At 41.3% G+C, this 25,901-nt stretch carries 26 protein-coding genes and 1 riboswitch; of the genes, 3 read left to right on the top strand and 23 right to left on the bottom strand.

The features are described 5' to 3' along the window. Window positions 1–5 precede the first annotated feature (5 nt). Entirely contained in the window at window positions 6–1,055 is a 1,050-nt protein-coding gene (gene hrcA / locus NFR46_RS03210; protein ID WP_251574641.1) for a heat-inducible transcriptional repressor HrcA, read from the bottom strand. 115 nt (window positions 1,056–1,170) lie between these two features. On the opposite strand from hrcA, the gene NFR46_RS03205 reads away from it, so the two are divergent. Then, complete coding sequence (locus NFR46_RS03205; protein ID WP_251574638.1) at window positions 1,171–1,542, top strand: hypothetical protein; 372 nt, start codon at window positions 1,171–1,173, stop codon at window positions 1,540–1,542. A gap of 54 nt (window positions 1,543–1,596) precedes the next feature. Here NFR46_RS03205 and ribF read toward each other — a convergent pair whose 3' ends face one another. From ribF to NFR46_RS03110, 19 genes are all read right to left on the bottom strand, one after another. Then, window positions 1,597–2,562: a riboflavin biosynthesis protein RibF gene (gene ribF, locus NFR46_RS03200; RefSeq protein ID WP_251574637.1), complete on the bottom strand. Its 966-nt coding sequence runs from the start codon at window positions 2,560–2,562 to the stop codon at window positions 1,597–1,599. A gap of 14 nt (window positions 2,563–2,576) precedes the next feature. Next, the gene (gene truB / locus NFR46_RS03195; protein WP_251574636.1) at window positions 2,577–3,476 is read right to left on the bottom strand and encodes a tRNA pseudouridine(55) synthase TruB; all 900 of its coding nucleotides are present in this window, start codon (window positions 3,474–3,476) and stop codon (window positions 2,577–2,579) included. 61 nt (window positions 3,477–3,537) lie between these two features. Then, on the bottom strand, window positions 3,538–3,903 hold the full coding sequence (gene rbfA, locus NFR46_RS03190; RefSeq protein WP_251574633.1) for a 30S ribosome-binding factor RbfA: 366 nt from the start codon (window positions 3,901–3,903) through the stop codon (window positions 3,538–3,540). Window positions 3,904–3,918: 15 nt separating this feature from the next. Continuing rightward, window positions 3,919–6,201 carry a translation initiation factor IF-2 gene (gene infB / locus NFR46_RS03185; protein ID WP_251574631.1) on the bottom strand — a complete coding sequence of 761 codons (2,283 nt, stop codon included), beginning with the start codon at window positions 6,199–6,201 and terminating at the stop codon, window positions 3,919–3,921. Window positions 6,202–6,214: 13 nt separating this feature from the next. Continuing rightward, the gene (locus NFR46_RS03180; RefSeq protein ID WP_251574630.1) at window positions 6,215–6,526 is read right to left on the bottom strand and encodes a L7Ae/L30e/S12e/Gadd45 family ribosomal protein; all 312 of its coding nucleotides are present in this window, start codon (window positions 6,524–6,526) and stop codon (window positions 6,215–6,217) included. Continuing rightward, entirely contained in the window at window positions 6,516–6,818 is a 303-nt protein-coding gene (rnpM, locus tag NFR46_RS03175) for an RNase P modulator RnpM (RefSeq protein WP_251574628.1), read from the bottom strand. The genes NFR46_RS03180 and rnpM overlap by 11 nt, the downstream gene beginning before the upstream one ends. An 18-nt stretch (window positions 6,819–6,836) precedes the next feature. Then, window positions 6,837–8,069: a transcription termination factor NusA gene (gene nusA / locus NFR46_RS03170; protein WP_251574627.1), complete on the bottom strand. Its 1,233-nt coding sequence runs from the start codon at window positions 8,067–8,069 to the stop codon at window positions 6,837–6,839. A gap of 15 nt (window positions 8,070–8,084) precedes the next feature. Then, window positions 8,085–8,567 (bottom strand): ribosome maturation factor RimP, encoded by a 483-nt coding sequence (rimP, locus tag NFR46_RS03165; RefSeq protein WP_251574825.1) that lies wholly within the window; start codon window positions 8,565–8,567, stop codon window positions 8,085–8,087. Between the two features lie 113 nt (window positions 8,568–8,680). Continuing rightward, entirely contained in the window at window positions 8,681–13,009 is a 4,329-nt protein-coding gene (locus NFR46_RS03160) for a PolC-type DNA polymerase III (RefSeq protein WP_251574624.1), read from the bottom strand. A gap of 81 nt (window positions 13,010–13,090) precedes the next feature. Beyond that, window positions 13,091–14,833: a proline--tRNA ligase gene (locus tag NFR46_RS03155; protein WP_251574621.1), complete on the bottom strand. Its 1,743-nt coding sequence runs from the start codon at window positions 14,831–14,833 to the stop codon at window positions 13,091–13,093. Window positions 14,834–14,851: 18 nt separating this feature from the next. After that, window positions 14,852–16,129, bottom strand: a complete 1,278-nt coding sequence (gene rseP / locus NFR46_RS03150; RefSeq protein ID WP_251574618.1) for an RIP metalloprotease RseP — start codon at window positions 16,127–16,129, stop codon at window positions 14,852–14,854. A 22-nt stretch (window positions 16,130–16,151) separates the two neighbouring features. Continuing rightward, window positions 16,152–16,937, bottom strand: coding sequence for a phosphatidate cytidylyltransferase (locus NFR46_RS03145; protein ID WP_251574616.1), 786 nt, complete (start codon window positions 16,935–16,937; stop codon window positions 16,152–16,154). Between the two features lie 17 nt (window positions 16,938–16,954). Next, on the bottom strand, window positions 16,955–17,722 hold the full coding sequence (locus NFR46_RS03140) for an isoprenyl transferase (protein ID WP_251574615.1): 768 nt from the start codon (window positions 17,720–17,722) through the stop codon (window positions 16,955–16,957). Window positions 17,723–17,879: 157 nt separating this feature from the next. Then, the gene (gene frr, locus NFR46_RS03135) at window positions 17,880–18,440 is read right to left on the bottom strand and encodes a ribosome recycling factor (protein ID WP_251574614.1); all 561 of its coding nucleotides are present in this window, start codon (window positions 18,438–18,440) and stop codon (window positions 17,880–17,882) included. Between the two features lie 3 nt (window positions 18,441–18,443). Beyond that, a complete protein-coding gene (gene pyrH / locus NFR46_RS03130) occupies window positions 18,444–19,166 on the bottom strand; it encodes a UMP kinase (RefSeq protein ID WP_191683753.1) in 723 nt (240 codons plus the stop codon). Window positions 19,167–19,242: 76 nt separating this feature from the next. Then, on the bottom strand, window positions 19,243–20,118 hold the full coding sequence (gene tsf / locus NFR46_RS03125; RefSeq protein ID WP_251574612.1) for a translation elongation factor Ts: 876 nt from the start codon (window positions 20,116–20,118) through the stop codon (window positions 19,243–19,245). Between the two features lie 110 nt (window positions 20,119–20,228). Beyond that, window positions 20,229–21,014: a 30S ribosomal protein S2 gene (gene rpsB, locus NFR46_RS03120; protein WP_251574610.1), complete on the bottom strand. Its 786-nt coding sequence runs from the start codon at window positions 21,012–21,014 to the stop codon at window positions 20,229–20,231. 174 nt (window positions 21,015–21,188) lie between these two features. Next, on the bottom strand, window positions 21,189–21,461 hold the full coding sequence (locus tag NFR46_RS03115) for a GIY-YIG nuclease family protein (protein ID WP_251574824.1): 273 nt from the start codon (window positions 21,459–21,461) through the stop codon (window positions 21,189–21,191). After that, the gene (locus tag NFR46_RS03110; protein ID WP_251574609.1) at window positions 21,451–22,212 is read right to left on the bottom strand and encodes a tRNA1(Val) (adenine(37)-N6)-methyltransferase; all 762 of its coding nucleotides are present in this window, start codon (window positions 22,210–22,212) and stop codon (window positions 21,451–21,453) included. The genes NFR46_RS03115 and NFR46_RS03110 overlap by 11 nt, the downstream gene beginning before the upstream one ends. 90 nt (window positions 22,213–22,302) lie before the next feature. On the opposite strand from NFR46_RS03110, the gene NFR46_RS03105 reads away from it, so the two are divergent. Beyond that, window positions 22,303–22,941 (top strand): lysophospholipid acyltransferase family protein, encoded by a 639-nt coding sequence (locus tag NFR46_RS03105; RefSeq protein WP_251574608.1) that lies wholly within the window; start codon window positions 22,303–22,305, stop codon window positions 22,939–22,941. Window positions 22,942–23,148: 207 nt separating this feature from the next. Here NFR46_RS03105 and NFR46_RS03100 read toward each other — a convergent pair whose 3' ends face one another. Both NFR46_RS03100 and NFR46_RS03095 read right to left on the bottom strand, forming a co-directional pair. After that, window positions 23,149–23,373, bottom strand: coding sequence for a YneF family protein (locus NFR46_RS03100; RefSeq protein WP_003716917.1), 225 nt, complete (start codon window positions 23,371–23,373; stop codon window positions 23,149–23,151). 74 nt (window positions 23,374–23,447) lie between these two features. Further along, on the bottom strand, window positions 23,448–23,699 hold the full coding sequence (locus NFR46_RS03095; protein ID WP_251574607.1) for a DUF896 domain-containing protein: 252 nt from the start codon (window positions 23,697–23,699) through the stop codon (window positions 23,448–23,450). A 171-nt stretch (window positions 23,700–23,870) separates the two neighbouring features. On the opposite strand from NFR46_RS03095, the gene lexA reads away from it, so the two are divergent. Beyond that, the gene (gene lexA / locus NFR46_RS03090; RefSeq protein WP_251574606.1) at window positions 23,871–24,503 is read left to right on the top strand and encodes a transcriptional repressor LexA; all 633 of its coding nucleotides are present in this window, start codon (window positions 23,871–23,873) and stop codon (window positions 24,501–24,503) included. 41 nt (window positions 24,504–24,544) lie between these two features. Here lexA and cytX read toward each other — a convergent pair whose 3' ends face one another. Continuing rightward, window positions 24,545–25,708 carry a putative hydroxymethylpyrimidine transporter CytX gene (cytX, locus tag NFR46_RS03085; protein ID WP_251574603.1) on the bottom strand — a complete coding sequence of 388 codons (1,164 nt, stop codon included), beginning with the start codon at window positions 25,706–25,708 and terminating at the stop codon, window positions 24,545–24,547. Between the two features lie 81 nt (window positions 25,709–25,789). Further along, window positions 25,790–25,898, bottom strand: a riboswitch (TPP riboswitch). Window positions 25,899–25,901 lie beyond the last annotated feature (3 nt).

Here is a 25,901-nt window from a genome sequence, read left to right as displayed (position 1 = left end):
GCCTCCTATGAATCGTAATAGTGACGGTAAAAGTCCAAAAGTCGTTTGGCTAGTTCCTGACGAAATGCATTCACCAACCCGATTGTCCGTGAATAAGACATTCGTGTAGGACCTAGCACCGCAATAATACCCTTACCATATTGGTCAACATCATAGGTTGCCGTGATCAAACTATAGTTATCCAAGGCCTTATCCTTAGAAATCTCAGAGCCAATCTTAACGCTTACCTTATCACCAGAAACGTTTGAATCTAGTAAGTGTGATAATTGATCATTATGATCGAGCAGACTATACAATGTTTGCAGGTCTACAGCATCATGTTTTTCTGAGAAATCTAACAGGTTTAACCGGCCGCCAACAAAGAATTGTTCACGTGCTGCCCTTGACACGACACTATCAAAAAGATCCAAGAAGCCATCCGCACTTTGCATATAATGCATTACCCGCAGCGGAATATCATCGTTCAACCGCTTCATTACATCAGCCAATGGTTGCCCAACTAACTGATCATTAATCATTCGGATAACTGCTTGAAGTGCATCAGTATCATAATTTCGTGGTAACGTAAATGCCTGACTTTCAACATCCCCACTATCGGTAACCAGAATAGCAACAACTTTCCGATTACCTAATGGGACAACCCGAAACCCGCTTAAACGGACATCCGCTTGTTCAGGTTTCAAGGTAAAAGTAGTGTAGGAAGTAAGATCGGATAAAATATCAGCCGAGTGCGAAATGATCTCATCGATCTTTTGAAAACTTGTTCCTAACGAGTTTTGAATTACCACTAAATCATTGTTAGTAATTGCTTCTGAATTAAGCAAGTGGTCAACATAATAACGGTAACCCTTTTTTGACGGAACACGCCCAGAAGACGAATGTTCCTTAGCAACAAAGCCATTATCTTCAAGAACACTCATCTCGTTACGAACCGTAGCCGGGCTTACCTTAAATGGTAATTCCTCAGCTAAGTGTTTTGAACCAACAGGTTGACCGGTTGAGGTATATTGACGTACAATCGCTTGCAGGATCTTATTTTGACGCTGTGTTAGCATTTTTATCACTTCCCCTTTTAGCACTCTATAGGGTTAAGTGCTAAACACATGTATAATATACCAATCTGGTTAGTAAAAGTCAAGAAACGTCAAATGAAAATTTAGGAGTTTTTCAATGAAGCATAAAAAGCAACGATATATTCAACCAAGTGGTCCTGAAGATGCCATGCGAATTATCCAGAAGCTCTTTAACAGTTACCGGAATGCTCCGTTAACTAAAGAGCTCTTAGACTACCACAATAATTTAATTAGTCGCCTTCAATCTGACATTCGTGAAGCAGCGGTTAAAAGCAATGACGAACATCTGCTCAAGCAGCTTGACGGAATGACAGATATCCTACGACGTTGGGTTTCTATCCGCCTATCGAACCGTCCATTCAATGCTAAAATGCGTCATTTTAGGTTAGTTTCTGATGGTGGAACAAAATTCAAACGCTATGTTCATAAGATTAATCAAACCGGCGGTCACCGTTCAAGTCGCCATTAATAGAATAGGATTCCAAAGCTCGGGAAAATGTCCGAATTTTGGAACCCTATTTTTCTATATTAAAGAATACTTTTTAGTAGCCATCTTTTTAAGGTACTCGCGTGACACTTGCTCATCACGATTCATCTGAGCAACCAATTCATCTGCACCATTAAACTTTATCTCACCCCGTTGGTAATAAAGCCAACGTACTTGTACCTCTTCCCCATAGACCATTTGGCTAAAATCAAAGAGGAAAATTTCAACTGTAAGCTTATTCTGATCACCAAAAGTAATATTGTGGCCAACACTTGCCATTCCGCCATACCACTTTGAGCCGATTTTTACCTGAACCGTATATACACCAATTCCGGGAATACGCTCAGCCTCTGGCGTTTCAACATTAATCGTCGGAAAACCTAAAGTTCTCCCTCGCGCTAATCCATGCACAACAATCCCCGTTGTCATATATCGGTATCCAAACATCCGATTAGCTACTCCGATATTACCGTTATCAATTGCCTTACGAATACTACTTGAACCAATCTTTTGTTCACCTTTACCGGTAAATTTAGGGACAGTCACCACATTAAAACGTCCCTTTGCATACTCCGGTAGTTTTTCCATGGTTGCAACTGCTGCTTTACCATAAGTATGATCAAAGCCTGCTACTACTGTATTGGCATGAAAGCCAATCAAATATTGGTCAACAAATTCCTGGGGTGAAAGACTAGCAAAAGCAGAAGTAAAGCTAACGAGATATACTAAGTCAACACCAAGCTGTCTTAATAGGGACAATTTTCGGGTGGTTGTCGACAAATATTTAAAACCACCGGGATACTGTCGATAAACAATTCCAGGAGCGTGATCGTAAGTTAAGACAGCTAAAGGAAGGCCTTCTTTATTAGCAATTTCTTTGGCAGTTTCAATTACTTGCTGGTGGCCCCGGTGAACACCGTCAAAGAAGCCCATTGCTAGAACTACTTGTCCTGCAGGAACTAAATCTTTTTGCAATGGATGGTGGATTTTTACAACTTCCACTAGTCCTTCCTCCTTTATTTTACTGAGAACATTTTTGTTGGTTTATACCCTTGAGAGGTCAAATGATATAAGGCCTTAGTTGAACCATTATATTTTAAAACAACTTCATTGGCAGTCGTTGATAATTCATCCTTTTTCAACCATCCACCATGCTGAACAGCTTGCCATTGATCTTCGGTTAATTCTACCGATGGATACTCCTTCAAGGCATAGTCGATCGGGTAAAGGTGCCGATTAATTGGCTGGTGAGCAACTGCATCTTGAATATCGTTTAAACTCATGGTTTGGTCAAGCGTAAAGCCACCACTTTCTAGCCGAGTCAACCACTTCATTGCGCCAGGATAGCCAAGGGCACGGGCTAAATCAGCAACAAGCGTCCTGATGTAGGTTCCTTTGCTACATTTTACTTTGAAGTAAACATGTTGCTCTTGAGCCTTGTCATCATACTCATTCCGGCACATTACAAATTCACTAATTGTTGCTTTCCTGCGAGGTCGCTCAACCGTTTCACCAGCACGGGCATATTCATAAAGGCGTTTCCCGTTAACCTTTACAGCTGAATACATCGGGGGGATTTGAATAATCTCCCCCGTCATTTTCTCCATCGCAGCCTTAACTTTTTCATCACTAATTGGCGCTTCAACTGGCTTGCTTTCTACAACATCACCATCAAAATCTTCGGTTGTCGTTGTTTTACCGATTACCAATTCACCCTGATATTCTTTTCCAGACTGCATCAGGTATTCTACTACTTTAGTTGCATTTCCCACACAGATTGGCAAAACACCATCAACTGAGGGATCCAACGTTCCAGAATGACCAATCTTTTTAGTTTTTAAAATTCGTCGTAATCGACTTACGCAATCAAAGCTTGTCATTCCCCGTTCTTTGTATAAAGGAATAATTCCGTCCATACACTTTCACTCCATAAAAAACGGGCCAAGGAGTCGTTCCTCCCAGCCCGTTCATCCTTAATTACTTATCTTGTTCTTGCTGGTGAAGCTTGTTGATCAATTGATCAATTCGACTTCCATAAGCAATTGACTTGTCTCTTTCAAATTTGATTTTGGGTGTCTTAAAGATGTTTAACCGTGCACCTAATTCACTCCGAATCAAACCAGTTGCTTTGTCTAAACCGGCTTGAGTCTTTTCCATATCAGAAGCCTTGTCAGACAAGATACTGTAGTAAATAGTTGCTTGTTGAAGATCTCCAGTAACATCTACCCCAGTAATGGTTACCCCTTGTACACGAGGATCGCGAACCCGTTTCAAAAGAATTTCGTCAACGTCTCGTTGAATTTCTTGAGATAACCGATCAACACGATATTGTTTGTTAGGCATTTTATTCACCTCGGTTTACTTAACTGGTACTTCCTTCATTTGGTAAGCTTCAATAACATCATTTTCCTTGATGTCATTGTAGTTTTGAATTGTCAAACCACATTCAAAGCCAGACTTAACTTCCTTAACGTCATCCTTAAACCGCTTCAAGCTACCAAGTTCACCACTGTAAACAACGATTCCATCACGAACTAACCGTACTTTTGCATCACGGGTAATCTTACCAGATGTAACCATTCCACCAGCAATTGTTCCAACTTTAGATGCCTTGTAGATTTGCCGTACTTCAACCTGACCAATTGTCTCTTCTTTATAGACAGGTTCAAGCATCCCCTTCATAGCATCTTCAACTTCTTCAATTGCATTATAGATAACTTGGTGAAGACGGATATCAATCTTATTGGAATCTGCTAATGATTTAGCAAGGGATGTTGGGCGAACATTGAAACCAATAATAACCGCATTTGAAGCTTCGGCCAATGTAACATCAGATTCATTAATTGCACCAACGGCTTGGTGAATAATATCAACCCGAACACCATCGACCTTGATCTTTTGGAGACTTTGGCTTAATGCTTCAACTGATCCTTGAACATCAGCCTTAATGATCAATGGGAGAGTCTTCATTTGCCCCTTCTTCATCGTATCAAATAAGTTGTCCAAAGTAACGTGAGAAGTCCGTTTCCGCTCTTCTTCTTGTGCTTGTTCGGCACGTTTTTCACCAGCAGCCCGGGCAGTCTTTTCATCATCAAAGACAACAAACCGGTCCCCGGCTTCTGGGACAGAATTTAGACCAGTAATTTCCACTGGGGTTGATGGTGTTGCTTCCTTGATCCGTCGACCATTTTCATTTGTCATGGTCCGAACACGCCCATAGGTATTCCCAACAACAATTGGATCACCGACATGCAAGGTTCCTTGTTGGACAAGGACAGTAGCAACTGAACCCTTACCTTGGTCAAGACGAGCTTCAACTACAGAACCAGCAGCATTTTGTTCTGGGTTAGCCTTCAATTCCATCATTTCAGCTTGAAGTTGAATCATATCAAGTAATTCATCAATATTCTTACCAAACTTAGCTGAAATATTAACAAAGATGGTGTCACCACCCCAGTCTTCTGGGATTAAGTTATACTTAGCTAATTCTTCAATTACTCGTTCTGGATTAGCCCCCGGCTTATCAATCTTGTTAACAGCAACAATGATTGGTGTCTTAGCAGCTTGAGCGTGGTGGATTGCTTCAACAGTTTGTGGCATAACCCCATCATCAGCGGCAACAACCAATACAGTAATATCAGTAACGTTAGCACCACGCGCACGCATTTCTGTGAAGGCTGCGTGTCCTGGAGTATCCAAGAATGTGATCAAGTTATCCTTGTAGTGAACTTGGTAGGCACCAATTTCCTGGGTAATTCCACCGGCTTCATGTTCAGTAACGTGGGAATGACGAAGCTTATCTAGTAACGTGGTCTTACCATGGTCAACGTGCCCCATAACTGTAACAACTGGTGGCCGACTAACTAGGTGATCCGTGTTGTTCTGTTCTTCTTCGAACATCTTATCGATATCAGAAATATCTTCTTCAACCTTTTCCTTAGCGTCGATTCCATAATCTGTCGCTAACAGTTCAATTGTATCTTTATCTAAGGATTGGTTTTGGTTAATCATTACACCAAGCATAAAGAGCTTCTTAATAATTTCAGCTGGTGAACGGTGTAAAATCTTACCAAGATCTTGAGCATTCATCCCTTCGGTGTATTCAAGAACATCTGGTAACGGCTTATCCTTCCGTTGAGTTGGTTGTTGGTGCTTAACCTCACGAAGGCGACCATTGTTATTGTGCTTCTTATTCCGCTTCTTGTTGAATCGTTTACCTTTTCGACCAGATTCATTTAAGCTACCGCCAAAGCGACCGTTGTTGTCATTTTGGTGACGGTTATTGTTTTCGTTATTTTGCTTTGAAGAATGGTTATTATTCTCATGATGTTTCTTATTGTGATCATGATGTTCATTCTTCTTGTTGTTATGGTTATTAGGCTTGCTAGTTGGACGTTGGTTATCTTTATGACTAGCCTTAGCTTGAGAATTCTTCTCGTGCTTTTGAGACTGGTGCTTAGATTGGCCATTGCTGCTATTATTATTTCCCTTAACAACTTGACGCAGCTTTTGAGCTTGATCTGGAGTTACGGATGACATGTGGCTCTTAATATCCATTCCTTGATCCTTAGCTACCTTTACTAAGCTCTTGCTTGGCATCTTGAGTTCTTTGGCTAATTCATAAATTCGTTCTTTGGCCATGTACTCACGCTCCTTAATTCATTGTTAGTAATTCCTCAAACTTTCTTGCAAATCCAGATTGCGTTACACAAATAACAGTTCTTGACTGTCCGATTGCTTGACTTAGCTGTTGCTTTGTAAATGATTCACACAACGGAACCCGATAAAAGCTACATTTATCTGTAAACTTTTTTATCGTTGCTGAACCAGCATCCTTTGCTAAGAAAACAAACTGGGCTTTTCCTGTTTGAATTGATTTTAATACACTACCTTCGCCACTTTGAATTTGTTTGGCGCGGCGTGCTAACCCGAGTAAATTTAAAACGGATTGTTGATTATTTTTCATTGTTACCAAATAATGCTTGTCGTGCTTGCAAATGATCTGTATATTGGATCAATTCATCGTAGAATGAATCATCCATTTTAACATGAAAGGCTTTTTCAAAGGTCTTTTCATCCTTTGCGCGCTTTGCAACCTCAACATCAACTGCGATGTATGCACCCCGACCGGACTTCTTACCGGTTGGGTCGATTGAGACTTCACCTTCCTTGTTCTTTACTACCCGGATCAATTGTCGTTTAGGCATCATTTCACCAGTAACAATATCTTTTCGCATCGGTACTTTTCTCTTTTTCATTTATTTCACCCCGCTGCTTTATTCTTCTGAAGCGTCAGTTTCGTCTTCGTCTACATCGACACTATCTTCCATTTCAGAAGCTGGCTTAATGTCGATCTTGTACTTTGTCAAACGTGCAGCTAACCGAGCATTTTGACCTCGCTTACCAATTGCAAGAGAAAGTTGGCTGTCAGGAACAACAACGGTACAAGAGCGTTCTACAGAAGTAGTTGTTGCTGGTGCTTCTGAATTTTCTTCACTTGATACTTCACTACTTTCAGTAGCTGCTGAATTATCACTTGCTTCTTCTGCAGGTTGTTCTTCAGTTGTTGGTTCTTCTGGTTCATTAAAGATCACATCGAGAACTTCTGCTGGATTAAGTGCATTAGCAATGAATTGTGCTGGATCCTTAACGTATTCAACGATATCCATGTTTTCGCCATCAAGTTCATTAACAATGGCTTGAACACGTGAACCTCGAGGACCTACACAAGTACCAACAGGGTCAACGTTTGGATCATTTGAGTACACAGCAACCTTAGCTCGATCTCCAGCTTCCCGCGCAATATTTTCAATTAAAACAGTTCCATCCTTAATTTCAGGAACTTCACGTTCAAATAGCCGCTTTAATAATTCTGGGGCTGTCCGACTAACGAAGATTTGTGGACCACGACGATCATCATTTACCTTTGAAACATAAACCTGGATCCGATCATGGATGTGGTAGTGTTCATTTGGCATCTTGTCACGATAACCCATTGCACCTTCAACACCATCACCAAGATCAACCCACGTAAAGCGCTTATCCTCACGGGAAACTTCACCAGTGATAATTTCGTTTTCGTAAGTCTTGTACTTATTGTAAATGATCTTCCGTTCTTCTTCACGCAACCGTTGCATAACTACTTGCTTGGCAGTTTGTGCAGCAATTCGGCCGAAGTCACGTGGGGTAACTTCTTCACGGATTTCGTCACCAACATCGTATCCTTGACCGTGAGGCAACTTTCGTGCATCAGCAAGGCTCATGTATTCGTTATCGTCTTCTTCGACCAGGTCTTCATTATCGGTAATAGTCTTAACGGCATAAACCTTAATGTTACCGGTAACTCCGTCAAAGTCTACTTCAACGTTCTTTTCACCGTAGTTTTGCTTATAAGCTAATTCTAGGGCTTGTTCCAAAGCCTCAACAACAACATCCTTCTTGATTCCTTTCTCCTTTTCAAGGTAATCAAGAGCGGCGATCATTTCAGTGTTTACTTTTGTTTTGCTCACCTTTTAACACTCCCTTTAAATCTTACTAAAGTCGATTGCTAACCGTGCTTGTGCGATCACTTTACGGTCAATTTTTACTTGGCGCCGACGGGTCTTATCCATGTATTCCAGTGTTAATTCATCCGGCTTAAGGTCAACTAATGTTCCTTCATAAACCTTCTTCCCTTCAACTTGTTGGTAAAGGGAAATATGAATATAATCATTCACTGCTCGCTCATAGTCGGCTTCCTTCTTCAATGGCCGTTCGGCACCTGGTGAAGAAACCTCAAGGAAATATGCTTGAGGGATCGGATCCGGTTCAGTATTGTCGAGTGCTTCACTCAATTCATCACTAATATCCGCACAGTCTTCTAGAGTTACTCCCCCATCCTTATCAACATAAACCCGTAAGTACCAGCTTTTACCTTCCTTAACGAATTCAAGATCATAAAGGTAGCAACCATGCTTTGCTAAGATTGGTTCTGCTAATTCAGTTACTGTTTCAACGACATTGCTCAACTGCGTCACCTCCATTGTTTGCAATAAAAAGAGCGAGCATCTCTGCTCACTCCAACGGGTTATTTACCATGTATATTATAGCATGAACAATTACAACTAGCAAGCCGCGATGCTTAGAAGAGGCTTAGCTGGTTTTCATCAGGCAGGCCATCTAGAACATGATTCTCCGTTAGGAAGTCAATAATTGTTTGTGAAACCTTTCCCCGTTCAGCAAGGTCCTGCTTGGATAAGAATTCCTTTTCTTCCCGTGCAGCAACAATTTGCTTAGCAACGTTTAATCCTAAACCAGGGACTGCCCGGAATGGCGCAATTAATGAATCACCATCAATTAACCAGTCGCTTGCATCTGACCGTTCGAGATCAACCATCTTGAACTTAAAGCCCCGCTCTAGCATTTCATTTGCCAATTCAAGGATTGTTAATAAACTCTTATCCTTTGCACTAGCATCATTCCCTTGGTCGTTGATTTCTTTCATCCGTGTCTTAACCGCATCCTTACCGTGAGACATGGCAACGACATCGAAATCATCAGCCCGAACAGAGAAGAATGCACAGTAATAAACTAACGGGAAGTAAACCTTAAAGTAGGCAATTCGTAACGCCATTAAGACATAGGCTGCCGCGTGGGCCCGCGGGAACATGTACTTAATCTTCAGGCAAGAATCCATGTACCATTGTGGAACATTTACGTCCCGCATCTTCTTTTGCCATTCATCTGGAATACCACGTCCGTGCCGCACTGATTCCATTACCTGGAAGGACGTTTCAGAATCAAGGCCATAGTGAATCAAGTCGGTCATAATGTTATCACGACATCCGATCACGTTGGCAATCGTTGCGACTCCTTGCTTAATCAGCTCTTGTGCGTTATCCAACCACACACCTGTCCCGTGAGAAAGTCCAGAAATCTGTAATAACTGAGAATAATTTTTCGGGTGGGTATCTTCAAGCATCCCCCGCACAAAACGAGTCCCGAACTCTGGCAATCCAAGTGTCCCTGTCTTACTTTGGATTTGTTCTTCGGTAACTCCTAAGGCTTTAGGACTAGAGAAGAGGCTCATCACACCAGGGTCATTCATTGGAATGGTTTGTGGATCAACACCAGATAAATCCTGTAGCGCACGAATCATCGTTGGGTCATCATGTCCCAGGATATCCATCTTCAAAATATTATCGTGGATTGAGTGGAAATCAAAGTGGGTTGTTTCCCAGGCGGCATTTTGATCATCTGCTGGGTATTGAACCGGCGTAAAATCATAGATCTCCATATCATCGGGGACAATAATAATTCCCGCCGGGTGCTGACCAGTCGTCCGCTTTACCCCAGTGGCACCGTGGGAAAGACGATCCTCTTCTGCCCCCCGGAACTGCTTATCGGTGTCTCGTTCGTAAGCTTTAACGTACCCGTAAGCAGTCTTATCGGCAACCGTACCAATCGTTCCCGCACGGAATACGTTCTTTTCACCAAACAGGACTTTCATGTAGTTATGGGCAATCGGTTGGTAATCTCCGGAGAAGTTCAAATCAATATCTGGAACCTTATTCCCCTTAAACCCTAAGAAAGTTTGGAATGGGATATCATGACCATCTTTAACCAATAATGTCCCACAACGCGGACAATTCTTTTCAGGAAGGTCAAAGCCAGAACTATATTCCCCCTTAGTGTAGAAGTGAGAATAGTGACACTTTGGACACCGGTAATGTGGTGGCAACGGGTTAACTTCCGTAATTCCAGAAAGGGTTGCAACCACACTCGAACCAACAGAACCACGAGAACCTACCAGGTATCCGTCTTTATTCGACTTTGCTACCAACCGCTGGGCAATTAAGTAGATAACTGAGAAACCGTTTTTAACGATACTATTTAGCTCAAGTTCAACCCGGTCCTTGACAATTCTTGGCAACGGATCGCCATACCACCTTTTAGCGGTATCCCAGGTCCGGTCCTGGATTTCTTGTTCTGCACCCTTCATATGCGGCGTATAAAGTTTATCCTTGACTGGACTGATATCATCATCAATCATATCCGCAACTTTATGGGTATTCGTAACAACAATTTGGTGCGCCAGATCATCATCAAGGAAACTAAATTCATTTAGCATTTCGTCGGTTGTCCTGAAATGAACATCCGGCCGACTCGTTCTGTTTAGTGGGTTTGCACCACCCTGGGAATTAATTAAAATCTTCCGGTAAATTGCATCATGAGCATCCAAATAATGGACATCCCCTGTTGCAACAACTGGCTTATCTAGGTTCTCACCAAGTTTAACCATGTTCTTCAAAATATCTTCCAGGTGGGCATCATTAGCAATCACCTTTTGTTCCATCAACGGGAGATAATTTGGCTTCGGTTGAACTTCAATAAAGTCATAATATTTCGCCTTTTGTTCGGCCTCCGTGAAGCCTTTCTCCATCATTGCGGTAAACACTTCACCAGATGAACACGCAGTCCCCAAAATCAAACCTTTCCGGTACTTAGTTAGAACACTCCGGGGAATCCGTGGCACCCGGGCAAAGTATTTAACATTCGACATCGAAACTAACTTATAGAGATTCTTCAACCCCGCTTGAGTCTGGGCCAAAATAGTAACATGGAATGGTCGCGCATGGCGGTAAGCATCGTTATCTGCCATATGCTTATTTAGATCACTAATTTTCTTGATCCCATAACGCTTTTCTGCATTCTTCAAGAAAATGTGGAGCAGTTTTCCGGTCGCTTCAGCATCGTAATTTGCCCGGTGGTGGTGTTCAAGCGCAACCTTAAACTTTTTACTCAGAGTATTTAACCGGTAGCCCCGCATGTGAGGGTAAAGGAAGCGCGCAAGTGGAAGAGTATCAATAACTGGTGCCGTAATTTCCTCCATATTGTGTCGTCGATATCCGGTATTCATGAACCCCATATCAAAGGAAACGTTATGTCCGGCAATGATGCAGCCCTTACAGAAGTCCTTAAACATCTTAAAGACCTCTTCCTCACTTTTCGATCCCTTGACCATTTCATCGGTGATTGACGTTAAATTGGTAGTTTCTTCAGAAAGTGGAAAACCAGGATCAATAAATTCATCGAACCGCTCTAAGACTTCACCATCTTTCATCTTTGAAGCAGAAAGTTCAATTACTTTATCATAAATTGCGGAAAGACCCGTTGTTTCCACGTCAAAGATAACATATGTTTGACCATCAAGAGGGGTGTCATTTTCGTTATAAACTAACGGAATCCCATCATCAACAACGTTAGCTTCAACACCATAGAGCATCTTTATTCCAAACTTTTTAGCCGCCTTAAACGCTTCTGGAAAGGCCTGAACGTCGGCATGATCCGTAATTGCGATTGCAGGATGTCCCCATGAATGAGCTCGACCAGTCAGTTCGGTAATTGAATTAGTGGCATCCATTTGGCTCATTTCAGAGTGAGTATGAAGTTCGATCCGCTTATCGTCAGCAGGAGCCTTATCTTGACGTTCTTCATGTTTAATTTCATTCACGTCAAATGCATTGATAACTAAATCATGCATCCAGGTGTCCTCTTGAACAGGTCCGCGAACTTTAAGCCACATACCAGCTTTAATATTTGCAAATTGGGCCTCATCTGCTTCATTCCGGGAGAACTTCTTTACGGCAAATGATGAAGTATAATCAGTAATTTCAAAAGTAAGCAGTTGTCTCCCCGAACGTAATTCACGAACCTCGGTATTGAAGACATATCCTTCAACAACGACCGATCGTTCTTCTTCAACAATGTCCTTCATCTGCTTAACTTCTTGAGAATCATTTATTAGCCGACCAAGTTGAACTGGCCCGTCGGCAGGAGCAACCGCCTTTTGCTGCTTTTTCTTCTTGGCAACATTATTCTTTTTAATCTGTTCCATTGCCTTAGCTGCCAGTTTAGCATCCGCAGCTTCATGCTTAGCCTTTAGCTCCTTAATCCGTGCTTCAGAAGCTGACTCGTCAACAAAGGGGTGAATCCGAAACTTAGGAAAGCCAAGCTCAACGTAGTACTCTTCAATTTTTCCGAGAACGTTTTTGGTAAGAAATTCCTTCATCATTTCATTTTCAATAACAAGGGTAACCCGACCATCTTTTACTTCTGGTGCAGTTTGGGTGCAAACTTGCTGGGTCATTGGTGAATCAGGAGCAGTATGACGAACTACATATTCCCAGTAATCTCCAATCAACTTAGAATCAAGTTCAGTCATTGGACTACTAATTTTTACCTGTGTATTGGCAATGTCACGAAAACCCATTTTTAAGGCATTCCCAAAATCATTAAAGAGGTTAAACGGTAATGGTTGGCGCATCATTAAGTGAAATTCCCATAGCCGTGAATCCTTATGCACCACAACTGATTGAACCTTTGCATCACGAAAGGCCGGATTATCTTTTTCTGGAAAGTGAATTTGTTCAAGTAACTTTTGAAATAATTCTTGTCGCGATAAGCTCACTTGTATCCTCCTACAATAAAAAAGTGGTGCGTTGATAAGTTAAACTTTACCATCGCTACCACAAATTAATGATTAGACTAATTATTTAGCTTCATTAGCATCTTGTCCACTAAGTTGCTTAAGCAAAATACCAACAGTATCAGCAACTTCTTCGGTCTTAACTTCGACTGTTTCACCAGTCTTCCGAATCTTAATTTCAACAATCCCGTCGGCAGCCTTTTTACCAACAGTAACCCGAATTGGTAACCCAATTAAGTCAGAATCAGCAAACTTAACACCGGCACGTTCTTTACGATCATCTAATAGGACCTCATAACCAGCTTTTTCTAAGTTAGCAGTGATTTCATTAGCCATTTCCATTTGGTCAGCCTTCTTGGCATTTACAGGAATAACGTGAACATCAAATGGGGCAATACTATCAGGCCAAACCAAACCATTTTCGTCAGCAGTTTGTTCCGCAACCGCAGAAAGTAACCGACTAACACCGATTCCGTAACTTCCCATAATAACGTCCACTAAGCGACCGTTATTATCAAGGACTTGAGCGCCAAGCTTATGGGAGTAGTGAGTCCCTAATTTAAAGATGTGACCAATCTCGATTCCGGGAGTGAACTTAATTGGGTGGCCGTCTGGGGCAATTTCACCTTCCTTAACATTCCGGAAATCACCAAATTTATCAACACGGAAGTCCCGGTCAATATTAGCGTTAATGTAGTGGTAACCATCCTCATTTGCACCACAAGCCATGTTAACCATTACCTTAACGTAATTATCAGCATAAATTTTGATGTTGTCATCAACGTTAACTGGTCCAAGTGAACCCGGATGTGCACCAAGGTACTTTATAGCATCTTCTTCACTAGCCAGGGTTAATTCCTCACAACCCAGTTCATCCTTCAACTTTGCTTCGTTAACTTCATCGTTACCACGCATTAAAACGAGAACTGGTTCTGATTCTTCCTCACTCATCTTAGCAATGTAGAACATTGTCTTAATAATTTGGCTTGGATCAATCCCAAGGCTTTCTGCCGCTTCATCTACACTGTGAGCGCCAGGAGTTGGCTTCTTTTCAAGTTCCTTTGGTTCATCAGTTTGTTGAACCTCTGTGAACTTGCTAGTAGCCTTTTCCAAGTTTGCAGCGTAGTCACCGTCAGTATAAGCAATAATATCTTCCCCAACTTCGGCTGGAGCGGAGAATTCTTGAGAGTTCTTACCACCCATTGTACCTGAATCAGCCAAGATTACCTTATAGTTCAAGCCAATCCGGTCAAAGATGTTCCGGTAAGCCTTAGCTTGAAGATCATATGCTTGGTCCAATCCCGCTTGGTCAGCAGAGAATGAGTAACCATCAAGCATTTCAAATTCTTTACCACGGAGGATTCCATAACGTGGACGATCTTCATCACGGAACTTATCTTGCAATTGGTAAACAACAAGGGGTAACTTCTTGTAAGACTTAATGCTATCCCGGATAACTTCAGTAAAGGTTTCTTCATGAGTTGGTCCCATAATAAAATCGCGATCACGACGATCCTTTAGTTTAAAGAGGTTATCGCCATAGCTTTCGTACCTACCAGATTCCTTCCATAAGTCAGCAGGAAGTAATGCTGGCATCATCATTTCAACGGCACCTGCTTTATCCATTTCTTGGCGAATAATATTTTCAACTTTCCGAATAACCCGGTAAGCCATTGGCAAGTAAGCCCAGACACCAGCGGAAACCTGGTAAATATACCCAGCCCGAACCATCATCTTATGACTAAGTGCCTCTGCATCACTTGGTGCTTCCTTTTTTGTTGGAATTAAAATCTTTGATTGTAGCATACAAATACTCCTTTTCCCTTATCGAATGAAATAACGTTGAATGTCATTCCACGTAACCAAAATCATTAATACTAATAGCAAGAAAAAGCCGATCATCGTCACAATTCCTTCAGCCTTTTCTGGAATTGGGCGCCGAATAATCGCTTCGATGATGTTTAGTAATAATTTCCCACCATCGAGAGCTGGAATTGGCAGCAAGTTAACAATCCCCAAGTTAATCGAAAGTAATGCTAAGAAGTTCAATACTCCCGTAAAACCAAGTGATGTCGCCTGTGATGTTCCAGCATAAATAGCAACCGGTCCCCCAAGATCATTTAATGAGAAACCATGGGTAAACATATGACCGAGAACACTAAAGATTAATGTTCCGGCTTCAACAAATCGTTGCCAGCCAAAATTAATTCGGGCTGAGAAACTCTTATCCGTTTCTTCCAGGATCCCAATTTGACCAATCTTTTGATTTGATTGTTTAACAGTCTTAGGAACCATTGAAGTGGTGTGCTGTTTACCATTGTGCTCATAATTTACCGTAATCTTTTTTCCAGGATGACTTGAAATTGCGGTCGAAAGATCTGTCCAGTTCTCAATTTTAGTATGGTTAACACGGATAATTCGATCACCACTTGCAAGCCCTGCACGAGCTGCAATTGAGCTTGAATTAACGTGACCAATCTTATTGCTATTTACCGGAACACCACCACTGAGAAGGAAACCAAGAATAATGAAAACGACAAGAGATAAGATAAAGTTATTCATTGGTCCCGCAAAGTTGGTCATCATCCGGGCTGGCAAACTAGCTGAATTAAACTGAACATCCTTTGGCGCAATTTGGACAACAGTCCCATCGTGTTCCGTAATCAAAGCATCATGAGCAACATTATACGTCTTAAGATCATTCTCATCACCATTAACATATCCCTTAATCCATAAGCCATTGACTAAATCAGAATCAACAACTTGTAGCGGAATTCCTTGAAAAAGGGTTGTCTTTTGACTTGCGTTAATGTTAGTAACAAGGTCTTGATCGTTTAATTGAATTGTTACTGGCGTCCCAGGACGTAATTCATCTTCATCCTCGTCATCTGCACCAGCAAGGCGAACATAACCACCTAATGGTAAAATCCGGATCGTGTAAGTTGTTCCACCGGATTGTTTCCACCAGATCTTGGGCCCCATTCCAATTGAAAATTCGCGGACGAGGATTCCCGCACGTTTTGCAAAATAATAGTGTCCAAATTCATGAACTAAGACTAATATTCCGAAAACGATTATAAAGGTGATGATTGTTATTATCACAAAATCCCTTCTTCTTTCAGAATTAAATAATACCTAAGAGGTGCATCATCGGCATAACGATTAACATACTATCAAACCGGTCAAGAATACCACCATGTCCTGGTAGAATCTTTCCGGAATCCTTCACACCATAAAAACGCTTGAGTGATGATTCAATCAGATCACCAAATTGTCCCATAATCGATAAGACTAACGTCAAGCAAACCATTGGGATAAATGAACCGCCAACCGGAATAAAGTAGAGGTAAATAGCAAGAATGATTGTTGCGGCAACCGTTCCGCCAATTGAACCTTCCCAAGTCTTATTAGGACTAATCTTTGGTGCCAACTTATTCTTTCCGATCTTTCGTCCAATAAGGTAAGCACCACTATCGGTAATCCAGACAATTAACATCCCGTACAACAATGTTTGGAAGTTTACGGCCCGTGCTTCTACAAAATAACGAAAACCAAGGCCAATGTAAAGCATCGCTAACGTTAATACCCCAGCATCATCAAAGGTAAAACGCTGTTTACGAATTACGGTATGTAATAGTAATAAGATTACTAAAAAATAAAATGCAAACCACCTGGTAGCGACACTAGGTAAGAAATCTAGCCAACCATCAGGAAGGACTAACAACGCTACTCCTAAGTAAGAGACAATGGCCTCAAACGAAATCAGAAACATTTTCTTCATTGCCAGGATTTCACTCATTGCAACAATGCCCAGCACAATTGCGGCAATTGTTAATGGCCAATGACCATAAACAATTAGCGGAATGAAGATCGCTAAACCAACAACAGCAGTAATTATCCGTGTTTTCAATGTTTTTCTCCCCAAACTTAATTATTTTTTAAGCCGCCATAACGACGATGACGTCCTTGAAACTCAATAATGGCATCTTCCAAAGAAGCGCGATTAAAGTCGGGCCAGTAGACATCAGTAAATTCTAATTCACTGTAAGCAATCTGCCAGAGCATAAAATTACTAATTCGTTCTTCACCACTAGTTCGAATTAGGAGATCAGGATCAGCTAAATCACCTAACTTTGCTGACATCATATTCTGCGAAAGTAGCTGTTCATCAATCTGTTCACTACTAATCTCGCCAGCGGCCACCTTTCCGGCAATGTGTTTAGTGGCCCGAATAATTTCATCGCGACTGCCATAATTCAAAGCAAAATTCAAAATCATCCCATCACAATCGGCAGTATCTTTAATCGCATCGTTAACCGCCTTTTGAGTCCCAGCAGGTAACTTGGTGATATCTCCCATCACCATTACCCGGACGTTATGTTTAACTAGATCCGGAACAAAGGTTGAAAAGAACTTGATTGGTAATTGCATTAAATAATTAACTTCACTCGATGGTCGCTTCCAATTCTCAGTTGAGAAAGCATAGAGTGAAAGAACTTTTACCCCTAATTCACTAGCAGCAATCGTCACGGCCTTCACAGTCTGCATTCCCTGCTTATGACCAGCGACCCGTGGCAAGTGACGTTTTTGCGCCCACCGACCATTTCCATCCATAATAATTGCAATATGGTTAGGAATTCGTGTTGGATCTAACTTTGCATTACTAGTTGAGGATACTTCTTTTTTGCCAAACAAAACAGTTCCTCCAGACAAAATTTTGGATTTAAAGTAAAAACTACTTGTCAATTATAAATGTATTGGGGCGAAAAGCCAACCCTAACTAAAAAAAGAGCGAAAACGAACTAGTTTCCCAACTCGCTTTTCGCTCTTCTAAAACAACGGAGATATTAAATTAACCCATTAATTCCTTTTCCTTATCAGCAGCAATGCCTTCAAGGTTCTTAATTCCATTATCGGTTTCTGCTTGAACCTTCTTTTCAAGATCATGGAATTCGTCATCATTGAAGTCACCATCTTTGTTACCCTTCTTCAAGTCGTCCATTGCTTCACGACGGACATTCCGAACGGCAACCTTAGCCTTTTCAAGTTCAGCCTTAACATCCTTAACGAGTTCTTTCCGCCGCTCTTCAGTGAGTTGTGGAATCAAAATTCGAATAGCTGAACCATCATTTTGTGGTGTCAAGCCAAGGTTAGCAGCATAAATTGCCTTTTCAATGTTGTCCAATGAGCTTTCATCATATGGAGTAACAAGTAATTGCCGGGCTTCAGGGATTGTAATTGACGCCACTTGGTTTAATGGAGTAGGTGCACCGTAGTAGTCCACCTTAACACCATTAAGCAGGCTTGCGTTTGCCCGTCCGGCACGGATATCAGCTAAGGTCCGACGTAATGCATCGCCTGACTTGGCCATTTTATCCTTTGCTTCATTTAAAATTTGCTTTCCTGTAGCCATAAGTTAATCCCCCTCAATCGTGGTTCCAACTTCTTGTCCCTTAACAACTTTCATAATATTGCCGGGAGTATTCAGGTTAAATACAACTAATGGAATATGGTTATCCATTGAAAGTGAACTTGCAGTGGTATCCATAACGTGTAAGTTCTTTTCGATTAATTCCATGTGGGTTAAGTGATCAAACTTAACCGCGCTTGAATCCTTATTTGGATCTGCACTATAAACACCATCAACACCATTCTTACCCATAAGAATAGCATCAGCATTAATTTCAGCAGCACGCAATGCAGCGGTAGTATCAGTTGAGAAGTAAGGACTTCCAGTACCACCAGCAAAGATCACGATCCGATCCTTTTCAAGGTGACGAATAGCCTTCCGCCGAATATATGGTTCAGCGATTTGACGCATTTCAATAGAGGTTTGGACCCGTGTTGGAACATCAAGTGATTCCAATGCGTCTTGAAGTGATAATGCGTTCATAATTGTTGCTAACATTCCAATGTAGTCAGCCTGTGCACGTTCCATTCCAAGTTCTGCACCTGTAACACCACGCCACATGTTTCCACCACCAACAACAATGGCAATTTGAACACCTAAATCATGGACTTCCTTTAATTCCTTAGCGACATCTTTAAGCACTGGTGGGTTAATTCCAAAGCCCTTTTCACCAGCAAGAGCTTCACCACTAAGCTTTAAAATGACACGATTGTATTTAATGTCTGACATAAACCTACCTCCTAATGGTATTGTTTTCAAAAAAAGGCGCACTTCAAAGAGTACGCCCTTTCTAGCCGAACGTTGTTTAGTTCATTTGGTCCTTAACTTCTTGAGCAAAGTCATCTTGCTTCTTTTCGATTCCTTCACCAACTTCGTAACGAACAAATGACTTCAACTTACCATCGTTAGCAGATACGAATTCAGCAACGGTTTGGTCTGGGTTCTTAACAAAGTCTTGGTCAGCCAAGCAAATTTGTGAAAGGAACTTGTTTAAACGACCTTCAACAATCTTGTCAACAATCTTAGCAGGCTTGCCTTCGTTCAAGGTTTCTTCCTTGAAGACTTCACGTTCATGGTCAAGACGGTCTTGGGATACATCGTCACGAGTCATGAATTCAGGGTTGATAGCAGCAACATGCATAGCAACATCCTTAGCTGCATCTTCATTTCCGCCTTCAAGAACAACAAGGGCAGCAATTTGGCCACCTTGGTGAAGGTAGGCACCGAAACTGTCGCCGTCTTCCTTTTCAACAACTTCAAAACGACGAAGACTAATCTTTTCACCGGTCTTTTGAGTAGTGCTGATCAAGTCATCGTTTAAAGTACCGTTTTCAGTCTTCATAGCAAGAGCTTCTTCAACGTTAGCTGGCTTGTTTTCACTGATTAACTTAGTAACCTTCTTCAATAAATCCATGAATGGGTCACTTGCAGCAACAAAGTCAGTTTCTGAGTTTAATTCAACGATAGCAGCTGTGTTACCACTAACAGCAATGTCAGCTAAACCTTCAGCAGCAACGCGGTCACTCTTCTTAGCAGCCTTTGCAATACCCTTTTCACGTAAGTAATCCATTGCCTTATCCATATCACCATCACTAGCAACTAATGCCTTCTTGGCATCCATGATACCGGCACCAGATTTCTTACGTAATTCCATAACTTGAGCAGCTTTAATTTCAGCCATGATTAGATCTCTCCTTCGTTAACTTTTTAATAAAAAAGGCCATTTGGTACTCAGGCCACAATGGTCCGTACGCAAACAGCCCAAGTATTTAATACTTAATTATCGTTTAATTACTTACCTTCAACACTGTTCTTAAGGTTCTTTAATGAATCTTCAGAAACTTCTTCGTGTTCTTCGGCAGCGTCGTTAGTATCAGCTTGCTTGTTGTCATCTTGACCTTGCTTACCTTCGATAACAGCATCAGCCATCTTTGAAGTGATAAGACGAACGGCACGAATAGCATCATCGTTTGATGGAATTACGTAGTCGATGTCGTCTGGGTCAGTGTTAGTATCAACCATGGCAACGATTGGAATGTGAAGCTTTTGTGCTTCCTTAACAGCGATTTGTTCCTTGTGTGGATCCACAATGAACATTACATCAGGCATCTTTGGCATATCTTCAATACCACCTAAGAAACGTTCAAGCTTTTCACGTTGCTTAGTCAAAACAGCAACTTCCTTCTTTGGAAGAACATCAAAAGTGCCGTCTTCAGACATCTTCTTCAATTCCTTCAAACGAGCAATCCGTGATTGGATAGTCTTCCAGTTGGTCAAAGTACCACCTAACCAACGGTGGTTAACGTAGTATTGACCTGCACGGGTAGCTTCTTCTTCGATTGAGTCTTGAGCTTGCTTCTTAGTACCAACAAAAAGAACAACACCGCCATTAGCAGCAACATCCTTCATGTAGTTGTAAGCAGTATCAATCAACTTAACAGTCTTTTGTAAGTCAATGATGTAGATACCGTTACGTTCAGTGAAGATGTATTCTTCCATCTTTGGGTTCCAACGGCGAGTTTGGTGACCGAAGTGAACACCGGCTTCAAGCAATTGCTTCATAGTAACAACAGACATAAAATATGTACCTCCAAAATGTTTTTTCCTCCCCAATAATCCTCTGGCAGTCAAACTGAATCAGCACATTGCCACCATCCTATTGGGTGTGAAATTGGCGTTTAACACCGAAATATAGTATACAAAAAAGCGTCTCATCTGACAAGCTTTTATCCCTAACTTCACAGAATTAATTTAAATACTAATTCCTCTCAAGTGTAAGTAGTGTTCTTTTTGCTGTCTACTTTGGTGTTTGAAATGGTATTCAGCACTTAATGCATCATGTTTAGTCGGGTATTCGCACCAGTAGATCAACTTAAGTGGGTGGCGTGATTTTACCCGCGTATATTTTGCTCCCTTATATGTTTGATGAGTGTGAAACCGTCGGAGCACATCAGTTGTAAAGCCACAATAAAGACTTTCATCGGCACAATGTAAAACATACATATAATAATGTTTACTTTTTATCGCCATAAAGCAACCGTTGCACCTCAGTTCCGTACTCACCGTTAGCTTGATTAACTACTAATGGGGGAACGACCCGGATGCCACCATCCCCACCATCCTTAATTGCCTCAATCAATACGATATTTGCTTCACGATCCGGTTTTGGATGGATAAAGCGGATCCGTTTAGGAGCAAGACGGTGACTAGTTAATGTCGTTAAAATTTCAGCTAAGCGATCTGGACGGTGGACTAGGTATCCCCGACCATTCATCTTTAAGAGGCCACTCATCTTTTCGACAACCATTGTTAAATTAGTTTTAATTTCATGACGAGCAATAGCTAAAGCTTGGTTAGGGTTCTTTTGACTATGCTCATTATTTGGAAAATATGGTGGATTGCACAAAACGATATCTGCTGAATCCTTTGGTATCTTCTCGTAAACGTCCTTAATATCCATATTTAAAACATCATAACGTTCTTCTAAGTGATTTAACTTGACGGTTCGCTCTGCCATGTCCGCAATCGGCTGTTGAAGTTCTACCTCTGTAAAGTGACCACCAAGCTTCTGATGGAGAAAAAGGCCAATCGCCCCATTGCCAGCACACAGATCAACAATTTTTGCTTGGCGCTTCTTATTGGGCCAAACAAAATCAGCTAAGAGAACTGCATCTAGTGAAAACGCAAAGCAGTTTGGATTTTGAATAATTTGAACATCCTGGCTGTATAGTTGATCAATTCGTTCATTTGTTTTTAGTAATTTATCATTGTCCATTTACCACTCACCTCTTTTAAAACTTGCAAGGAGTTGATTTTTTCGTCATAATAATGCCAGTTATTATTCAGATTAAGATTGGATGATTTTATGCTATATTCATTTCTCGTTGCCATTATTCAACCATTTTTAAACTTAATTAATGGCAAGGCTAAGATTTACAATAAGGAAAATATACCCGACGGTAATTATATCATTATTGCCCCCCACCGGACATGGATGGATCCGGTCCTAATTGCTCTAGCGATCTACCCAAAGAAGTTTAGTTTTATGGCAAAAAAGGAGTTATTCAAAAATCCTTTAGCCGCCTTCTTCTTAAAGCGGCTCCATGCCTTCCCAGTCGACCGTAAAAATCCCGGTCCATCTGTTATTAAAAAGCCGGTCCAGATCCTGCGGAAGACCGATCTATCAATAATTATTTTTCCATCAGGTTCCCGCTATTCAAGCAAGTTAAAGGGTGGTGCTACTTTAATTGCCAAATTAGCGAATGTTCCCCTCGTTCCGGTTGTTTACCAAGGACCACTCAAGTTTGGTGAAATGTTTAAGCGGCAACCTCGCCACATTGCCTTTGGTAAGCCAATTTATGTTGACCGCAAAAACAAATTAGATGATGAAAGCCAGGCAAAGCTAGAAGATGAAATGCAAAGGGCTTTTGATGAACTAGACCACCAAATTAATCCAAATTACAAATATATTGTTCCACCAAAGCCAAAAGATGACGACTTTTAATTATAAATTGAAAGAAATCTGAGAATTAACCTTCTTGAGAGCCAAATAGACTTGCGCCGCTGCGTTATACTCTAAGACGGCTCTGGTTACGACGCGAAGCTAGCCTTTAGGATTCCCGTAATTAGACTTTATAAGTTTGAAACTATAAAAAATAGATTAAGGGTGAGAAAAACGTTTTGTTTTTCTCACCCTCTTATCTTTTAAAAATTACTTATTTGCTTTTTTGGCTTGCGCCTTCATGGTTTGCATCATTTGATGTAACTTTCGGCTAGATGGCTTCTGGCCCATTTGTAACATCATTGTCCGCAACATTTCTTCACTAATAGGTGGATTATTGCGAAGGTAGTTTTCCATGTAACGACGAGCACCAAAGAAACCGCCAACTAAACCGATTAGTAAGGCGAGGATTACCAATGAAATTGTTAATGCCACAACTACTTTCCTCCTTTTTTAGTTACTGTTCAATAGTACACGAAAGTAGTCGACTTGAAAAGGGCTAAACAATTTTAGTCATCCCGTAATCCCCTTTTCCGTTGAATTTCACGAACCTTTTCTGGAGTAACTTCCTTACCGTTATCATCAAAGATCCGCATCATTTCAATATTACTCCGCATTGCTTCACGAAAATTCTTAAGATATTCTTTTCTTAACTTTGCCCGCTCTTTTGTTTCGGCTTCCGTTAAACCTTCTTCTTTATTTTTGTGGGCAAGTTCATTAATTCGCTTTAATAACTTTTCCTGGTCTGTAGATTCAGCCATAATTATCTCCTCACATTCCATATATTCTTAAATTACTACCTTGATCTTAGCTAAATTGGTGGCTATTTTCAAGATATCTACTAATTAGCTTTTGTCGCGAACGTACGTTTGAAAATCATCATTCACTATGATATTCTAAGAATAATATCAATAGCCAAATGAGGTGTCAAAATGGCAAAAGCTGCAAGTCAAAAACAAATTGCCGTATTAAATTGCATTTATAAACACGTTAAGGATCACGGTTACCCACCAACAGTCCGCGAAATTTGCGGAACCGTTGGCCTTTCTTCCACCTCAACCGTCCATTCTCACTTAACTAACTTAATTAAGGAAGGCTACCTCCAAAAGGATCCTTCCAAACCACGGGCATTAGAAATCACTAAGCAAGGGCTTGATCTTCTCGGAATCGAACCAGAGCAAAAGGAGATTCCAATGCTCGGTGTAGTCACAGCTGGTCAACCGATTTTAGCCGTTCAAGATACCACTGACTACTTCCCTCTCCCTCCTTCGATTAAGGATGCATCTGGATTATTTATGTTAAAGATCCACGGGACGAGTATGATCAAGGCGGGAATCCTTGACAGGGATGACGTCATCGTCCGCAAGCAATCGACTGCAAAAGACGGTGAAATCGTGATCGCCATGACGAGTGATAATGAAGCCACTTGCAAGCGTTTCTACCGCGAACCAGAAAACAAACGCTACCGTCTTCAGCCCGAAAACGATACGATGGCACCGATTTACTTAGATAACGTTACAATTCTTGGAAAAGTGATTGGTTTATATCGTGATCATATATTCTAATAGATATATCACCATTAAAGCATAGCAGAAACCTAAAGTAGTTATGTTGTGCTTTTTCTTTTGCGCTCAACTAACCATACCAGAAGCATCACAATCATAACATCTGGTAAGGTATTCCCTACTGGCAAGTCAATTAACATCAAGCACCGGTAAACGATGAAGCCAATCAACCAGAGATTGAAGTTCCGCCAATTAATCCGTTGGTCGCGATTATCAAAATGGAAAACAAAGCGGTCCATAATCTGAATCGTAATCATTGGAGTAAACACGGAACCAATGATATAGAGAAAGTTACTGAAATTATCCATCGGCAAAATAATCGCTCCCAGAACGCCAAAGACCGTTACCAAGATCGCGGTCGAGCGAGATGACCACTTAACTTTTAGTGTCTGGGCAGAAACACCAGCGGAATAAGCATCCATAAAGGTCGTGGTGACTGTCGAGAGGAGAACAATAGCTAAGCCACCTAGGCCAACTCCAGCATCGAGCATAATTTTAGCAATATTGGTTTCACCGGTTAGGAGGGTTGCACCCAGCCCAACAATGGCCATCCAGCAACTAATCACCCCATAAGTAACCGCACTAACGCCACTTGCCTGAGCGGGTTCCTGGGCTACCGAAGTATAATCTGAAATCAAAGGTAACCAAGAAAGGGGCATCGAGACCGCTAATTCAAGGCCTTGACCAAATGACAAGTTGCCAAAGCGACTATCAACGTGGGGTTCTGTGAAGATGAGGTAGCAAAGGCCAACCGTCAGTAACAATAAAGCAGCTAGCGCAATCAAATTGAGCCACTTTAGTCGTCGAATTCCAATAACCAACCATAAAATGATCAAAATCCCAATTAACAGGCACCATGTCGGTTGACCAAGTTGCCAGAGTCCATCAGCCGCTAATGAACCATCATAAATCATAATCCCGGTCCAACCGACTAACTGGAGGACATTCAATAACGCAAAAAACAACGCCCCAATTTGACCAAAGCTCAGTTTAACCGATTCCATTGCACTAATTCGTAACTGACCGCCAATTACTCCCGAAAGGAAAAGAAGACTACAACCAATAAGGTGGCCTAAAATAATCGCGATAATTCCTTTCGTCATTCCTAATGGCGCCAAATACGTTCCTGTCAGGATCTCGGCAATTGAGATTCCTGCTCCACACCAAATCATTCCATTCTCAAACAGTGACGTCCTATGTTGCATCAGTTCCACCATCCTTTACATGATTAGCGGAACTTGATCCTGATAAAGAAAAGTCGACCAGGTTCAAAACCTGATCGACTTTAAAATTCTTAATTGAATTCCCTCCGTTGGCATTATCCAAATCAGGTCCCATGGGTCGAAGATCACATCTTCCTCTCAGCCTGTTATACAAGCTCCCCGTTTATTGTTAATT

The sequence above is a fragment of the Limosilactobacillus agrestimuris genome, from assembly GCF_943193105.1.
GTDB classification, from domain to species: domain Bacteria; phylum Bacillota; class Bacilli; order Lactobacillales; family Lactobacillaceae; genus Limosilactobacillus; species Limosilactobacillus agrestimuris.
The sequence above is the reverse complement of the archived record's forward strand: the minus strand, read 5'-3'. Positions and strand labels throughout refer to the sequence as shown.

Coding starts and splice junctions, on each gene's coding strand:
- hrcA (WP_251574641.1), bottom strand. CDS start 1,055: ATGCTAACACAGCGTCAAAATAAGATCCTGCAAGCGATTGTACGTCAA.
- NFR46_RS03205 (WP_251574638.1), top strand. CDS start 1,171: ATGAAGCATAAAAAGCAACGATATATTCAACCAAGTGGTCCTGAAGAT.
- truB (WP_251574636.1), bottom strand. CDS start 3,476: ATGGACGGAATTATTCCTTTATACAAAGAACGGGGAATGACAAGCTTT.
- rbfA (WP_251574633.1), bottom strand. CDS start 3,903: ATGCCTAACAAACAATATCGTGTTGATCGGTTATCTCAAGAAATTCAA.
- infB (WP_251574631.1), bottom strand. CDS start 6,201: ATGGCCAAAGAACGAATTTATGAATTAGCCAAAGAACTCAAGATGCCA.
- NFR46_RS03180 (WP_251574630.1), bottom strand. CDS start 6,526: ATGAAAAATAATCAACAATCCGTTTTAAATTTACTCGGGTTAGCACGC.
- rnpM (WP_251574628.1), bottom strand. CDS start 6,818: ATGAAAAAGAGAAAAGTACCGATGCGAAAAGATATTGTTACTGGTGAA.
- NFR46_RS03155 (WP_251574621.1), bottom strand. CDS start 14,833: ATGCTACAATCAAAGATTTTAATTCCAACAAAAAAGGAAGCACCAAGT.
- frr (WP_251574614.1), bottom strand. CDS start 18,440: ATGGCTACAGGAAAGCAAATTTTAAATGAAGCAAAGGATAAAATGGCC.
- pyrH (WP_191683753.1), bottom strand. CDS start 19,166: ATGTCAGACATTAAATACAATCGTGTCATTTTAAAGCTTAGTGGTGAA.
- tsf (WP_251574612.1), bottom strand. CDS start 20,118: ATGGCTGAAATTAAAGCTGCTCAAGTTATGGAATTACGTAAGAAATCT.
- rpsB (WP_251574610.1), bottom strand. CDS start 21,014: ATGTCTGTTGTTACTATGAAGCAATTGCTTGAAGCCGGTGTTCACTTC.
- NFR46_RS03110 (WP_251574609.1), bottom strand. CDS start 22,212: ATGGACAATGATAAATTACTAAAAACAAATGAACGAATTGATCAACTA.
- NFR46_RS03105 (WP_251574608.1), top strand. CDS start 22,303: ATGCTATATTCATTTCTCGTTGCCATTATTCAACCATTTTTAAACTTA.
- NFR46_RS03095 (WP_251574607.1), bottom strand. CDS start 23,699: ATGGCTGAATCTACAGACCAGGAAAAGTTATTAAAGCGAATTAATGAA.
- lexA (WP_251574606.1), top strand. CDS start 23,871: ATGGCAAAAGCTGCAAGTCAAAAACAAATTGCCGTATTAAATTGCATT.
- cytX (WP_251574603.1), bottom strand. CDS start 25,708: ATGCAACATAGGACGTCACTGTTTGAGAATGGAATGATTTGGTGTGGA.